The sequence below is a fragment of the Streptosporangium amethystogenes genome (genome assembly GCF_000721075.1).
GTDB lineage: Bacteria > Actinomycetota > Actinomycetes > Streptosporangiales > Streptosporangiaceae > Streptosporangium > Streptosporangium amethystogenes.
In genome coordinates, this window is the sequence record NZ_JOEQ01000005.1 from 497,001 (window position 1) to 510,898 (window position 13,898).

12 protein-coding genes are annotated in these 13,898 nt (G+C 70.2%); 8 read left to right on the forward strand and 4 right to left on the reverse strand.

Features of this window, described 5'->3' with window-relative positions:
- Positions 1 to 12: 12 nt before the first annotated feature.
- A complete protein-coding gene (locus IG98_RS0110090) occupies positions 13 to 1,074 on the reverse strand; it encodes a pentapeptide repeat-containing protein (RefSeq protein ID WP_084195240.1) in 1,062 nt (353 codons plus the stop codon).
- Between the two features lie 163 nt (positions 1,075 to 1,237).
- On the opposite strand from IG98_RS0110090, the gene IG98_RS0110095 reads away from it, so the two are divergent.
- Both IG98_RS0110095 and trxA read left to right on the forward strand, forming a co-directional pair.
- Positions 1,238 to 3,607, forward strand: coding sequence for an ExeM/NucH family extracellular endonuclease (locus IG98_RS0110095; RefSeq protein WP_030908918.1), 2,370 nt, complete (start codon positions 1,238 to 1,240; stop codon positions 3,605 to 3,607).
- A gap of 331 nt (positions 3,608 to 3,938) precedes the next feature.
- Positions 3,939 to 4,310, forward strand: coding sequence for a thioredoxin (gene trxA / locus IG98_RS0110100; RefSeq protein WP_030908921.1), 372 nt, complete (start codon positions 3,939 to 3,941; stop codon positions 4,308 to 4,310).
- 167 nt (positions 4,311 to 4,477) lie between these two features.
- On the opposite strand, the gene IG98_RS0110105 is transcribed toward trxA, so the two are convergent.
- Positions 4,478 to 5,809 (reverse strand): class II 3-deoxy-7-phosphoheptulonate synthase, encoded by a 1,332-nt coding sequence (locus tag IG98_RS0110105; RefSeq protein ID WP_030908925.1) that lies wholly within the window; start codon positions 5,807 to 5,809, stop codon positions 4,478 to 4,480.
- Positions 5,810 to 5,874: 65 nt separating this feature from the next.
- A complete protein-coding gene (locus tag IG98_RS0110110; RefSeq protein ID WP_030908928.1) occupies positions 5,875 to 7,092 on the reverse strand; it encodes an FAD-dependent oxidoreductase in 1,218 nt (405 codons plus the stop codon).
- 13 nt (positions 7,093 to 7,105) lie between these two features.
- Between IG98_RS0110110 and IG98_RS52425 the strand changes: the two genes are divergently transcribed.
- Positions 7,106 to 7,264, forward strand: coding sequence for a hypothetical protein (locus IG98_RS52425; RefSeq protein ID WP_211263926.1), 159 nt, complete (start codon positions 7,106 to 7,108; stop codon positions 7,262 to 7,264).
- A gap of 53 nt (positions 7,265 to 7,317) precedes the next feature.
- Here the strand turns inward: IG98_RS52425 and IG98_RS0110120 are convergent, their stop codons facing one another.
- Positions 7,318 to 8,055 carry a GntR family transcriptional regulator gene (locus IG98_RS0110120; RefSeq protein WP_030908931.1) on the reverse strand — a complete coding sequence of 246 codons (738 nt, stop codon included), beginning with the start codon at positions 8,053 to 8,055 and terminating at the stop codon, positions 7,318 to 7,320.
- 224 nt (positions 8,056 to 8,279) lie between these two features.
- Here IG98_RS0110120 and IG98_RS0110125 point away from each other — a divergent pair, with 224 nt between their 5' ends.
- Genes IG98_RS0110125 through lsrF form a run of 5 tightly spaced genes read left to right on the forward strand, consistent with a single transcriptional unit; the run spans position 8,280 to position 13,888 of the window.
- Positions 8,280 to 9,470 carry an ABC transporter substrate-binding protein gene (locus IG98_RS0110125; RefSeq protein ID WP_245651476.1) on the forward strand — a complete coding sequence of 397 codons (1,191 nt, stop codon included), beginning with the start codon at positions 8,280 to 8,282 and terminating at the stop codon, positions 9,468 to 9,470.
- Positions 9,471 to 9,498: 28 nt separating this feature from the next.
- Positions 9,499 to 11,043: a sugar ABC transporter ATP-binding protein gene (locus IG98_RS0110130; RefSeq protein ID WP_084195241.1), complete on the forward strand. Its 1,545-nt coding sequence runs from the start codon at positions 9,499 to 9,501 to the stop codon at positions 11,041 to 11,043.
- A complete protein-coding gene (locus IG98_RS0110135; protein ID WP_030908937.1) occupies positions 11,036 to 11,998 on the forward strand; it encodes an ABC transporter permease in 963 nt (320 codons plus the stop codon). Before IG98_RS0110130 ends, IG98_RS0110135 begins: the two co-directional genes overlap by 8 nt.
- Complete coding sequence (locus tag IG98_RS0110140; RefSeq protein ID WP_030908940.1) at positions 11,995 to 13,008, forward strand: ABC transporter permease; 1,014 nt, start codon at positions 11,995 to 11,997, stop codon at positions 13,006 to 13,008. Before IG98_RS0110135 ends, IG98_RS0110140 begins: the two co-directional genes overlap by 4 nt.
- Positions 13,001 to 13,888, forward strand: coding sequence for a 3-hydroxy-5-phosphonooxypentane-2,4-dione thiolase (gene lsrF, locus IG98_RS0110145; RefSeq protein WP_030908941.1), 888 nt, complete (start codon positions 13,001 to 13,003; stop codon positions 13,886 to 13,888). The genes IG98_RS0110140 and lsrF overlap by 8 nt, the downstream gene beginning before the upstream one ends.
- Positions 13,889 to 13,898: the final 10 nt, after the last annotated feature.

The window sequence follows — 13,898 nt, forward strand, 5'->3', positions numbered from 1 at the left end:
TGTGGGTGGGTCTCAGCCATGGTTCGGGGCGCGCCGCAGGGGCCACCAGCGCAGTCTCGGCCATGGCCTGCGTGGAACGACGGCGAGCGCGCAGCCGCTCAGCCGGAGTCCCTCGGGGTGGCGGATACCGGTGAAGAGGCAGGTGCTGAGATCCAGGTCGGAGAGTTCCAGCTGCTCGGCGTCCACCTCGTGCAGTGAGGTCACCCGGGCGCCGTCCCGGCCCCGCACCGTGGCCGGGCCGCGCAGGGTCGCTCCCTCCAGGTCGGCCCGCGCGTTGTCGAGCCTGACGGTCAGCCGCCCGCCCACCTCCAGGCGCCGCAGGTCCACCGAGCATCCGCCGGTGGTCACGTCAAGACCCTTGCCCGCCCACGCCCCGGCGAGGGTCAGGTGGCGGCCGACCGAGATCGGGGCCAGGTAACCGCCCGCCGAGAAGCGTGCCCCGTCGAACCCGGCCAGCCCACCGAAGCTCGTCCTGCGAAACGACACGGTACGGCGGAACCGGCAGCCCCTCAGCGTCGCGTCGCCGGTGAATCCGGTGCCGTCGAAGGTGACGAAACCATGGAAGTCGGCCTGCTCGAAGGACGCGGTCCGGTCGAAAAGCGCTCCTCCGAACAGCGCGTCGCCGTCGATGGACACCCGGTCGAAGGCCGCGTGCCCGGTGATGGTGACACCGTGCAGGGAGAGTTCCCGATCGAACCTGACCTCCCTGAAGGAGACGTTGCGGGTGAACCTGGCGTTGAAGAACGAGGCGAGGCGCTGGAAACGCGCGTGGTCGAAGGAGACGTCCCCGCCGAACACGATGTCGCAGAATCGCACGCTCTCGGGAAAGGTCGCCCAGTCGAACCGGGCGCGGCCCAGGCGCCCGCGGGTCGCGGAGAGGATTCGCTCCAGCAGATCCTGGCCGACGACGGTGGCCCGCAGGTCGATCGCGGAACCGGGGGAGAGGCCGCGGACGACCTCGTCGAGTTCGGCGGCGTCCAGATGGGCCAGGCAGCGCCCGTAGGGCTGCCGTGCGGATCCGGCGCACTCAAGGGAGGCGGCGCAGGTGTCCCAACCCACGTCCAGAGTTCTCATAACCGCAGTGATACCCGCAGGCGCCCAGGCAAGCGACTTCTAGGTCAAGGAAAGCCATATCTGACCGGGCTGGATAGACATGAAGTGTCAAGATTCTTGAATTCGCCTCCTATCCACTTTTGGGTGGATGTTCTGGGATCCATCCCGCTCTACGCTCCCGGTCATGCGTGCTTTATCCCGGGCGTTCGCCGCCCTCGTGACCGTCGGCCTCGCCGCCACCGGCGTCGCGACCCTCACCTCGTCCCCAGCCCTGGCGGAGCCGGGCACCGTCGTCATCAGCCAGGTCTACGGTGGTGGCGGTAGCGCCGGCGCGCCACTCACCAATGACTATGTCGAGCTGTTCAACCGCAGCGCCGCACCCGTGGTACTGGACGGCTGGTCCGTCCAGTACGCCAGCGCCACCGGCACCGGGAACTTCGGAGCCAACCCGGTCGTCCCCCTGACGGGCACGCTCGCGCCCGGTCAGTACCACCTCCTCCAGCTGGCCGGCGGCACCAACGGTTCGCCGCTGCCCGCCCCGGACGGCACCGGGACGATCAACCTGAGCGGCTCCGCGGGCAAGGTGGCCCTTGTCCGCTCGGACCAGGGCCTGGCGTGCAACGGCGGCTCGGCCCCGTGCGCCCCGGAGCAGACGGCACTGATCGCCGACCTGATCGGTTACGGCACCGCCAACTACTTCGAGGGCACCGTGGCCCCCGGGCTCTCGGCCACCACGGCGGGGTCGCGCAAGGACCACGGCTGCGCCGACACCGACGACAACGGTGCCGACGTGGAGGCCGCGGCACCCGCACCGCGCAACCGGGCCACCGACGCCGTGCCGTGCGGCGACGTCGAGCCCACGCCGACCCCGACACCGACCCCCACCCCGACCGTGGAACCCACGGTGGAGCCCACGCCGACCCCCACCCCGACGGGGGAGCCGTGTGAGATCCCGGTCACCCACCAGATCGCCCAGGTGCAGGGGAGTGGTGACGTCAGCCCGCTGGCCGGCCAGGTCGTCCGGGTCGAGGGCGTCGTGACCGCCGACTTCCAGGAGACGAACCAGCTCAGCGGGTTCTTCTTCCAGGACCCGACCCCGGACGCCGACCCGGCCACCTCCGAGGCCCTGTTCGCCTTCGCCCGCAGCTCCTTCAAGGACGTCAAGGTCGGCGACCGGGTCCTGGTCACCGGCAGGGTCGTGGAGTTCAGCGGCTGGACCGAGCTGTCACCGGTCACCGCGGTGGACGTCTGCGGCACGGGCACCGTCGCACCCGCCAAGCAGAGCCTGCCCCGCGCCGAGGGCACCACCTTCGAGTCCGTCGAGAACATGCTCGTCACCTTCCCCGAGCCGCTCACCCTCAGCGACCACTACACCCTGGGCCGGTACGGCGAGATCACCGTCTCCTCCGAGGGACGCATCTTCCAGCCGACCGACCGGCCGGGCGTGACGACGGCCAAGAACGCGCGGCGCAGCCTGCTGGTGGACGACGCCTCCACGGTGGAGAACCCGCCGGTGATCCCCTACGTCGACCGGCGCCTCCGCCTGGGGGACACCGCCTTCGGCGTCACCGGCGTCATGGGGTACGGCTTCGGCAAGTACCGGCTCCAGCCGACCAAGCCGCTCAACTTCCTGTCGCTCAACCCGCGCCTGCCCGCCCCGTTCCCGGTCATCGGCAACGTCAAGGTGGCCAGCTTCAACGCGCTCAACTGGTTCACCACCCTCCGCTCGCGCGGTGCGAGCAATCCCGACGAGCAGAAGCGCCAGCTCACCAAGCTGGTCGCCGCCCTCAAGGGGGTCAACGCCGACGTGGTCGGCCTCATGGAGATCCAGAACAACGGCCAGACCGCGATTCAGGCCCTGGTCGACGCGCTCAACGCCGAGGTCGGCGCGGGTACCTATGCGGCACTCAGCCACCCCTACCCGGGCACCGACGTGATCCAGGTCGCGATGATCTACAAGCCGGCCAAGGTCCAGCTGGTGGGTGCGGCGCAGTCCTCCACCGACCCGGTCTTCCGGCGGCCCCCGCTGATCCAGACCTTCCGTCGGGTCCAGGGCGGTAAGTCCTTCACCGTGCTGGTCAACCACTACAAGTCCAAGGGCTGTGACGAAGAGGCCGTGGGCCCCGACGCCGACCAGGGCGACGGGCAGAGCTGCTACAACGGCGAGCGCGTACGCCAGGCACAGGCCACGCTGGGTCTGATCAAGGACCTGAAGCTGACCAACCCGATGGTGCTCGGCGACCTCAACGCCTACGGCGAGGAGGACCCGATGGACGTCCTGCAGGCCGGTGGCCTCAGCAGCACGACCGAGAGGTTCGTCCCCGAGCCGCTGCGCTACAGCTACCTGTACGAGGGCCAGCTCGGCGAGCTGGACCACGCCCTGGTCGGTAAGGACCTGCTCAAGCGGGTGACCAGCGCGACGATCTGGCACATCAACTCCGATGAGAGCCGGATCTACGACTACAACCTCGAGTACAACCCGCCGGGCCTGTACAGGCCCGACGCCTTCCGCGCCTCCGACCACGACCCCGTGGTCGTCGGCCTCACCCTGTAGGCCGGCGGGAACCGACAGATGGTGGCCCGGTGCCGATCGGCACCGGGCCATTCGCCCGTTCCCACCCTGAGAGGCCGGCGGGCCGGACAGCTCCGCGACGACCATCGTGTTTCCGTACGGCTCGGCGAGACACGGAGAGTGGCTGCCGGCGTCCTCCCGCGCACGCCGGCGAGCGCCGGGGGGCGCGACGAGCCCGGGGCCCCGGCCCCCGCGGGCGACGACCTCCCGGGACCCCGGTTCGAGAGGGGGCGGAGGCCGCCGGGATGGAATGCGCGTGGACGGGAAGTGGTTATGCCAGCCATACAGACGTGAACGACAGAAGGAGCCACCGGTGGCCACCATCGAGGTAACCGAGAAGAACTTCAACGACATCGCCGATGAGGGGATCGTCCTGCTGGACTTCTGGGCGGCCTGGTGCGGACCGTGCCGCACCTTCGGGCCGATTTTCGAGAAGTCCTCCGCGAAGCACACGGACATCAAGTTCGGCAAGATCGACACCGAGGCCGAGCAGGCCCTCGCTCAGGGATTCGAGATCACGTCGATCCCGACGATCATGGCCATCCGGGACGGCATCGTCGTCTTCGCCCAGCCGGGCGCGCTGCCCGAGCCCGCTCTCGAGGACCTCATCGGCCAGGTCCGCGCACTCGACATGGACGCGATCCGCGCCGAGCTCGCCAACGAACTCGGTGTCCAGAAAGGCTGACACCGCTCGGGAGAGCCCCGCGCACGTCCGGTGGCGCGGGGCTTTCCTGTGCTCAGAGATCGCCTCAGCGGGCCGGGAACGGCCTCGCGGCCTCTCGATCGTTCGCGTGGATTCGACCTCCTCGCGGCCCGGGACCCTTCGAAGAGGCCGGGCCGCGAGGACGGGTGTCAGACCGAGCGGTAGAGCTCGGCCACCCGGAAGGCCAGGTCGAGCGACTGGCCGCGGTTGAGACGCGGGTCGCAGGCCGTCTCGTAGCGCCGGGCCAGGTCGTCCTCGACGATCTCGGCACCGCCGCCCACGCACTCGGTGACGTCGTCGCCGGTGAACTCGATGTGGACGCCGCCCGGGTGGGTGCCGAGCGCGCGGTGCACCTCGAAGAAGCCCGCCACCTCATTCAGGACGTCGTCCAGGCGGCGGGTCTTGTGGCCGCTGGGCGCCTCGAAGGTGTTGCCGTGCATGGGGTCGCAGATCCACGCCACCTGGGCGCCGCTCGCGGTCACCTTCTCCACCAGCTCGGGGAGGTGGTCACGGATCTTCGTCGCGCCCATCCGGGTGATGAAGGTCAGACGCCCCGCCTCGTTGTCGGGGTTGAGCTTCTCGATCAGCGCGAGGGCGTCCTCGGCGCTGGTCGTCGGGCCGAGCTTGACGCCGATCGGGTTGCGGATGCTGGCGAAGAACTCGACATGCGCGCCGTCGAGCTGGCGGGTGCGCTCGCCGATCCAGACCATGTGCGCCGAGACGTCGTACGGCTTGCCGGTCCGCGAGTCGATCCGGGTGAGCGCCTGGTCGTAGTCGAGGATCAGCGCCTCGTGCGAGGAGTAGAACTCCACGGTGTGGAACTCCTCGGGCTCCGCCCCGCAGGCGCGCATGAAGGCCAGCGCCTGGTCGATCTCGCGGGCGAGCTGCTCGTAGCGCTTGCCGGCCGGGGACTCGCCCACGAAGTCCTGGTTCCAGGCGTGCACCTGGCGCAGGTCGGCGTAGCCGCCCTTGGTGAAGGCGCGGACCAGGTTGAGCGTCACCGCGGAGGAGTGGTAGGCGCGCAGCAGCCGCCCCGGGTCGGGGATGCGGGAGTCGGCGGTGAAGTCGAAGCCGTTGACCATGTCGCCCCGGTAGGCGGGCAGCTCGACGCCGTCACGGATCTCGGTGTTCTTCGAGCGGGGCTTGGCGAACTGCCCGGCCATGCGGCCGATCTTCACCACCGGGACCTTGGCCGCGTAGGTGAGCACGATCGCCATCTGGAGCAGCGTCTTGAGCTTGTTGCGCACGTCGTCGGCGGTGGCTCCGGCGAAGGTCTCGGCGCAGTCTCCGCCCTGCAGGACGAAGGCCTCGCCCCGTGTCACCGCCGCCAGGTCCGCCTTGAGGTTGTCGCACTCGCCCGCGAAGACGAGGGGCGGGAGTCCCTTCAGCTCGGTGACGACCTTGTCCAGCTCGCCGCGGTCAGGCCACACGGGCTGCTGCACCGCAGGCAGCTGCCGCCAGGAATCGAGGTTGATGCTCACGACATACCAGGCTATTGCAACCGGCTGTGCGAACGGACCCGATTGTCCACATGGTGAGAAGGTCTTTATGCCTGGTGAGACCCCGCGGGATCGGCGACGTGCTCGGGCAGGACGCCCAGGCCGATGAAGCGTCTGGCCAGCGGGCCCAGTACGGGAAGGCGGGAGACATCGCGCGGCAGCCGCACCGGGCGGGCGCGCTCGGTCAGCGCCGGCCGGATCAGCCGGTTCTGGACGACACGCTGGGCGAACTGGGTGATCACGGTGGGCGGGGTACGCCGCCGCTGGACCCTCGCGAGCAGCGGCTCGGGGATCTCGGCCCCGGCGGCGAGCGGTCCGGCCAGCAGGTTCGCGGCGGCGACCGCGTCCTGCACGGCCAGGTTGATGCCGACGCCGAAGACCGGCGACATGGCGTGCGCGGCGTCACCGATGACCAGCAACCCCGGCCGGTGCCAGCGGCGCAGCCGGTTGAGCGCGACCGACAGCACGCTGACGTCCTCGAAGCCGGACAGCAGTCCTACCCGGTCCGCCAGGAAGGGCAGGAGTCTGGTGACCTGCTCGCGCAGCGCCGCCATCCCCGCCGAGCGCAGTGCCTCGAAGCCGTCCTTGGGGATCACGTAGGCGAGCTGCCAGTAGGTCTCGCGGTTGATCGACACCATCAGGTGACCCGCCGACACCCGCAGGAACGTCGCCTCGGAGTCGGTGGGCTCGCGCGGCAGCCGGAACCAGACCACGTCCATCGGGGCCCCGTGCTCCACGGGGACCAGTCCGGCGGCCTCACGCACGTCGGAGCGGCGGCCGTCGGCGGCCACGGTGAGCGTCGCGCGCAGCTCGTGCTCGCCGGAGGCGTCCCGGTAGCGCACCCCGCGCACCGCGTCGCCTTCGCGGATCACTCCGTGGACCTCGGACTTCATCAGGAGGTGGAAGTTCGGATACCTGGCGGCGGCACTGGTCAGCAGGTCGAGGAACTCCCACTGCGGCACGAAAGCGATGTACTGATATTTGCCTTTAAGTCCTGACAGGTCGGCGATTGGCACCGTGGTGTCGTCGGTCTGGACCTCCAGCCCGTAAACCTTGCGGTGCGGGAGCCGGTGAAATTCCTCGGCCAGGCCGAGCTCGTCGAGGATCTGCAGGGTCGACGGATGGATGGTGTCGCCCCTGAAGTCGCGCAGGAAGTCGCCGTGCTTCTCCAGGAGCGTCACCTCGACGCCGGCCCTGGCCAGCAGTAGCGCGAGCATCGCCCCGGCGGGACCACCCCCGGCGATCACACATGTGTTCCGAGCCATAATTCATCACCCCATGAAATTCTGGCACGGGATGCCGCCGAAGAGAACAGCGGGCGCGGTCTTTTCCTCGATCGGTGAGGCCCGCGTCCTCGTCATGCCGGGCAACGACGCCTCCGTGGCGGTCTGCCGCAGGCTCGGCATGATCCCGGTCGGCCTGACCGGCCGCCTCTAGGGCATCGAGCTGGAGATGTTCCGCCTCGGCGCGAGGGCCGGGGTGTCCTCCGGTCAGCGAATGCCGACGTAGAACCGTGTCTGGTCGCTGCGGTGCAGTGCGTAGTAGGCCTCGAACCGCGTGTCGTCGGGCATCCAGGCGACCGACTCGATGCCGAGCAGCGGCGTCGAGGTGGAGACCTCAAGCAGCGCGGCGTCCTCGCGGTTGGGGAAGGCGGCCTCGATCCACCGGTCGGCGGCGGCGGGCTCGATCCCGTAGCGCCGCCGCAGCAGGTCGTACAGTGACTGGTTCTCCAGCACGGCGCGCTCCAGGCCGGGCACCAGACGGGCGGGCAGGGCGGTGTCCACGAGCAGCCAGGGCTGCCCGTCGACGCGCCGGAGCCTGCGCAGCCTGACCACCTGCTCCCCGGGTGGGATCCGCAGCAGGGCGGCCTCCCGCTCGTCGGCCTCGCCGAGCGACTGGCGGATGGTCTGGGTCGTCACGCGGCGACCGGACTCCCGCAGGTCGTCGGCGGAGCCGGACATCGACCCGATGAAGTTCAGCTCGGTCTTGCGCGGTGAGACGAAGGCGCCCCGCCCCTTGATCTTATAGATCAGGCCCTGCTGCACGAGCTCGCGCAGGGCCTCCCTGACGACGGTTCGGGAGACCCCGAACATGTCGGTGAGCTCGGCCTCCGACGGCAGCGGCCGGTCCGCGCCGAACTCGCCGCTCTCGATGGTCGCCCGCAGCGCGCGCATCAGTTGCATCCACAGCGGCTCCGTTCCGTCGCGGTCGAGGCGCGGATACGTCATCGTCACGGAAACCTCCTTGGGGGGCGTCCAGGAAAGCATTTCATATGGGCAGACCTGTCATGACAGGACGGCGATCCTGTCGTGACAGGAATCCGATGGTGCTGTCCGGATTCCCATCTATCTACCTACTGAGCAGGAACGAAAGAGGCCCTTGACATCCACGTAACGTGGATTTAGCGTACCTGTCACTACAGGTCTGTAATGACTACGCCGCTACGCCCCCTATGAGCGATGAGTTCACGGCCTCGACTCGCACCGCCTCGGCGGACCTGCCTTCTCTGGAGACCATGATGCGTATCCGTCCCACATCCCGGCACTTGCGTGCGGCCTCGGCGGCGTCACTGACCGCCCTCGCGGTCCTGGCGGCCGGTTGCGGCGCCGACGACTCCGGCACCTCCGGAACCTCCGACACCGGCGCCGCCGCGCAGACCGCCGGCGAGAAGCCCTTCATCGCCCTGAGCAACGGCTTTATCGGCAACGGCTGGCGCCAGACGATGATCGCCAAGTTCGAGGAGGCGGCGGGCAAGGCCCAGGCCGACGGCCTGATCAGCAAGTACAAGGTCGTCAACGCGCCGGGAGAGAACTCCGCGACCGAGCAGGTCGCCCAGATCAAGAGCCTCCTGCTGCAGAAGCCGGACGCGCTGCTCATCGACCCGGCCTCGCCCACCGCGCTCAAGCCGGTCATCCAGCAGGCGTGCTCCGCGGGCGTCACCGTCGTGGTCTTCGACTCCGCCATCGACTCCGAGTGTGCCTACGTGCTGCAGAACAGCTTCGTCGACTGGGCCACCTATGCGGCCAAGCCGCTGCTGGAAGGCATCGGGGGCAAGGGCAACGTCATCGTCAGCCGGGGTGTCGTCGGCTCGCAGCCCGAGGCCGAGATGCTGGAGACCACCAAGAAGATCCTCGGTGAGTACCCCGGTGTGAAGACCGTCGCGACGGTGAACGGGATGTGTGACGGCGCCACCGCGCAGAAGGCCGTGCTCGGCGTGCTGTCGAGCGTGCCGAAGGTCGACGGCGTCGTCGGCTGCGGCGACGGCTACGGCGTCGCCCAGGCCTTCACCACGGCGGGCAAGCCGGTTCCCGCGGTGACGTTCGAGACCAACGGCCGCGCGCTGAGCTACTGGAAGGACAACAAGATCGACAACGGTTCGGTGGCGGTCATGTCCGACCCGGGCCAGTCGGTCGCCGCGCTGTGGCAGGCACTCGACCTGCTGGAGAAGCGGGACATTCCCAAGCAGATGACCTTCCCGATCGTCCTGGTCGAGCAGAAGGACCGTGACACCTGGGCGAGCATCCTCAAGCCCGACGAGTACGCCGCCTGGCCCTGGACGCGTGAGCTCTTCCGCGAGCAGGTCAAGGCCGTGCAGACCGGCGGAGCGCCGGTGCAGCCGCCGATCCCGACGGCCGCCGGATAGGCGGGGAAGGCGCAGGGGAGGCTGCCTCATGCACGTCGACAACTTCGCCGCGAGGCCGCACGCGGCCTCGCGGGAGGAAGGCGGGAGACCGTCCGGGCAGCAGCCCGTCGTGATCGCGAGGGGCGTGACCAAGACGTACGGGCGCACCCGGGCCCTCACCGGTGTCGACCTTGAGGTCCGGGCCGGCGAGGTGCTCGGCCTCGTCGGCCACAACGGGGCCGGCAAGAGCACGCTGATGCGCGTCCTCGCCGGGCTGGAGGCCTGCGACGAGGGCATGGTCACGGTGTGCGGGCGCGACGCCTCGGGCGAGGCCGGGCCGCGGGCCGGGGACTTCCGCGGCGTGCGGATGGCCTACCAGGAGACGTCGCTCTGCCCCGACCTCACGATCGCGGAGAACATCTGGGTCTCCTCACGGCACTGCCTTCCCCGGATGGGCTGGCGGCGGGCGGCCGGTAACGGCGCCCGGCGCAGGCTCGACGAGATGTTCCCCGGCCACGGGGTGGCACCGGGCGACCGGGTCGAGGACCTGTCACTGGCCCAGCGCCAGATGGTCGAGATCGCCCGGGCCAGCCTGGTCGACCGGCTAGACCTGCTGATCCTCGACGAGCCCACCGAGTCCCTCGGCCCGGACGCCGCGCGCTCGCTGTACGACTACGTCCGAACCCTCACCGCGGGTGGCGTCGCCGTGCTGCTCATCTCGCACCGTATCCGGGAGATCCTCTCGGTGGCCGACCGCGTCGCCGTGCTGCGCGACGGAGCGGTCATCGCCGAACGGCCCGCGAGCGGACTCGGCGAGCACGACGTACTGACCCTGATGGGGGCCGAGGTCGCCGAGAGGGCCGGGAACGAGCGGGTCACGGCCGCCGAGGGCGCCTCCGAGGATCGGCCGGTGCTGGCGGAAATGCGCGGCACCACCGCTGCCGGACTGCGTGACGTCTCCCTGCGGGTCGGCGTGGGCGAGGTCGTGGGCCTGGCCGGACTGGCCGGCCAGGGCCAGCAGGAGGTGCTCGAACGCCTGTGGCGCCCGGTGCGGCGCGACACGAAGGTGCGCGGCACCCGGGCCTATGTGCCGGGTGACCGGCAGCGCTCGGGGGTCCTGCCGCTGTGGAGCGTGGCGGAGAACCTCGTGGTGAGCGCGATGCGCGGTATCGCACGCCGTGGCCTGCGCCGCCCCGCCGAGGAGCGCGCGGTCGTGCGCGACTGGGTCGAGCGCCTCGCGATCCGAGGTGGCCCGGACGCGGCGATGACCGACCTCAGCGGCGGCAACCAGCAGAAGGTGATCGTCGCCAGGGCCTTCGCCTCGGCGGCCGACCTCGTCCTGCTCGACGACCCCTTCCGGGGGGTCGACGTGCACACCAAGACCGATCTCTACGGCCTCATCCGCCAGGAGGCGGCCCAGGGCCGGAGCGTTGTCTGGTATTCGAGCGAGAACGCAGAGATGGCCCACTGCGACCGGGTCTACGTCTTCCGGGCCGGCCGGGTGGTCGCGGAGCTGACCGGGGCGGAGATCTCCGAGGAGAGGATCATCGCCGTCTCGTTCGCCGAGTCCGATGGAGCGCAGAACCATGAGTGAGACTCTCGGGCCGGCCCTGCTGCCGAGCCGGGCGCGGATGCGCCGGACGGCCCCGGCCGTGGTCAGCGCCGTCGCCATGATCGCGATGATCGCCGTCTGCGCGTCGCTGCAGCCGGACGTGCTGAGCGTGTCCGGGCTGTCGCTGGTCCTCTCGGCGACCGTGCCCCTGGTCATCGCGGCCCAGGCCCAGATGACGCTGATGGCGGTCGGTGACATCGACCTCGGCATCGGTAACTTCGTCGGCCTGGTCACCGTGATCACGGCGACCACGCTGGTGACAGACCCGCTCCTCGGAGGCCTGATCCTGCTCGGGCTCGTCGCCTCCTACACCGTTCTCGGCATTCTCATCCACCTGCGCAAGGTGCCGTCGCTCATCGCCACCCTCGGCGCGTCGTTCGTCTGGCTGGGGCTGGGCATGTTCGTCCTGCCGACACCCGGCGGAACGACCCCGGAGTGGCTGGCGGCCTTCGGCATGTGGCAGCCCGCCGGGTTCCCGGCGCCGCTGCTGCCGATCCTCCTCGTCGCCGCGCTGGTCTACCTGCTCAGCGCGCGCAGCACCCTCGGGGTCCGGATGCGCGCCCTGGGCAGCAACCCGGTGGCCCTGGAGCGGGCGGGCCTGCGCCCGCTGGCGTCGCGGGCCATCGCCTACACCGCCGCGGGCGGGCTCGGTGTGCTGTCCGGTCTCGTACTGGCCTCCCAGACCGGGGGCGGCGACGTGTCGTCGGCCTCCAGCTACACCCTGATGACGGTGGCGGCGGTGATCCTCGGCGGCGGCTCCTTCTACGGGGGCAGCGCGGTGCCGTGGGGAGTGGTGATCGGTGGTGTGACCCTCGGCCTGGTCAGCGTGGTCCTCAGCCTGCTCGATGTGCCGACCAACATGCAGTCGGCGGTTCAAGGCGTGATCGTCCTGGCCGTGCTCGCCGGACGTGTCCTGGTCGGAAAGGTGCTGCGATGAACATCCGCGCGCTCGTCGCGCGTCCGTGGATCTGGGGTTTCGCCGCCGCGGCGCTCGTCTGGCTGATGATCCTGGCCATCTCCGGCCAGGGGGGCGGCCAGACGGTCTCCCTGGCCCTGTCCCTGGCGCCCTACCTGGTCATCGTGGGGCTCGGGCAGATGCTCGTCGTCACCGCCGGTCCCGGCAACATCGACGTCTCCGTGGCGCCGATCATCTCCCTCGCCGGATTCGTCTCGGTGCTGGCGGCCTTCTCCACCGGCTCGGCGACGGTGGGCGTCCTGGCGGGCGTCGGTGCGGGCCTCGTCATCGCGGCGATCAGCACGGTGGCGATCCTCGGCCTCTCCGTTCCGCCGATCATCGCCACCCTGGCCGCCGGGCTCATCGCCTCCTCGGGCACGCTGTCGCTGGCGAACGGCTTCGGCGCGGTGCCCGATCCGGGGCTGCGGAGCCTGCTCAACCTGCGCCCGGCGGGCATCCCCATCCTCGCCGTGGCCATCGTGGTCGTGACCGTCCTGGTCATCGCGCTGCTGCGCGGCACGACCTACGGCCGTTCGCTGATCGCGGTGGGACAGAACCGCCGGGCGGCCGAGCGCGCCGGAATCCCCGTCGCGCGGATCATCGCGGTGACCTACCTGGCCAGCGGTGCGCTGGCCGGTCTGACCGGAGCCCTGCTGGCCGCCTACATCGCCCCCTCCGCGGACCTCGGCACGCGCTACCTGCTCGACTCGGTGGCCGTCGTCGTGATCGGCGGAACGCTCATCTCGGGTGGACGGGCCGTGCCCGTCGGTGTCTGGGGGGCCGCGCTCTTCTTCATCCTGCTGGACGGCCTGGTCAACCTCGTGGGCTGGAGCAGCGCGGCGCAGAACCTCCTCAAGGGCGGTCTGGTGCTGCTGGTCCTCTTCCTCGCCGGTGGCGGTGACCGCGTCGCCGGCACATCCTCCCGTTTCCGACGGCGGCCGCGTCCCGCGGCCGCCACCACCACAACCACTGGAGAGAACACCCATGGCTGACACCGACGGTCTGCTCGACGCCCGCGACTTCGGCGGCGCCGCCTCTGTGACCGGCGGCTTCCACGTCAAGGGCGCACAGGCCCAGGACTGGGGTCTGCAGAACCGGCTCGCGCGCATCTTCAGGGCCGACACCGGCCGGACCGTGATGCTCGCGTTCGACCACGGCTACTTCCTCGGCCCGATGGCCGGCCTTGAGCGCATCGACCTCAACATCGCCCCGCTGGTGCCCAGCGCCGACGCGATCATGCTGACCCGGGGCGTGCTGCGCACCAGCATCCCGCCGGCCACCGACGCCGGCATCGTGCTGCGCGCCAGCGGTGGCCCGAGCGTGCTGCGCGACCTCTCCGACGAGCACATCGCCATGGACATGGAGGACGCCCTGCGGCTCAACGCCGCGGCCGTGGCCATCCAGGTCTTCGTCGGCAGCGAGAACGAGTCGCGGTCGATCGCCAACCTCGCCACGCTGGTGGACGCCGGCCAGCGGCACGGTGTCGCCGTGCTCGGCGTCACCGCCGTCGGCAAGGACATGGTCCGCGACGCCCGCTACTTCCGGCTGGCCACCCGGATCAGCGCGGAGATGGGCGCGCACATCGTCAAGACGTACTACGTCGAGGAGGGCTTCGAGACCGTCACCGCGAGCTGCCCGGTGCCGATCATCGTCGCGGGTGGCAAGAAGCTGCCCGAACTCGACGCCCTGACGATGGCCTACCGGTCGATCCAGGAGGGTGCCGCCGGCGTCGACATGGGCCGCAACATCTTCCAGAGCGAGAACCCCGCCGGCATGCTCGCGGCGATCCGCGCCGTCGTGCACGACGAGATGAAGCCCGAAGTGGCCTACCAGCTCTTCAAGGACCACTCGGCCGCCAACGCCGCGTCCTGACCCCCTCTGG

Bases quoted from the DNA above. Each gene is read 5' to 3' on its own strand.
- IG98_RS0110110 (WP_030908928.1), bottom strand. From the start codon at position 7,092: ATGGCTCGGAACACATGTGTGATCGCCGGGGGTGGTCCCGCCGGGGCG.
- IG98_RS0110140 (WP_030908940.1), top strand. From the start codon at position 11,995: ATGAACATCCGCGCGCTCGTCGCGCGTCCGTGGATCTGGGGTTTCGCC.
- IG98_RS0110135 (WP_030908937.1), top strand. From the start codon at position 11,036: ATGAGTGAGACTCTCGGGCCGGCCCTGCTGCCGAGCCGGGCGCGGATG.
- IG98_RS0110125 (WP_245651476.1), top strand. From the start codon at position 8,280: ATGAGCGATGAGTTCACGGCCTCGACTCGCACCGCCTCGGCGGACCTG.
- IG98_RS0110120 (WP_030908931.1), bottom strand. From the start codon at position 8,055: ATGACGTATCCGCGCCTCGACCGCGACGGAACGGAGCCGCTGTGGATG.
- IG98_RS0110095 (WP_030908918.1), top strand. From the start codon at position 1,238: ATGCGTGCTTTATCCCGGGCGTTCGCCGCCCTCGTGACCGTCGGCCTC.
- IG98_RS52425 (WP_211263926.1), top strand. From the start codon at position 7,106: ATGAAATTCTGGCACGGGATGCCGCCGAAGAGAACAGCGGGCGCGGTC.
- lsrF (WP_030908941.1), top strand. From the start codon at position 13,001: ATGGCTGACACCGACGGTCTGCTCGACGCCCGCGACTTCGGCGGCGCC.
- IG98_RS0110090 (WP_084195240.1), bottom strand. From the start codon at position 1,074: ATGAGAACTCTGGACGTGGGTTGGGACACCTGCGCCGCCTCCCTTGAG.
- IG98_RS0110130 (WP_084195241.1), top strand. From the start codon at position 9,499: ATGCACGTCGACAACTTCGCCGCGAGGCCGCACGCGGCCTCGCGGGAG.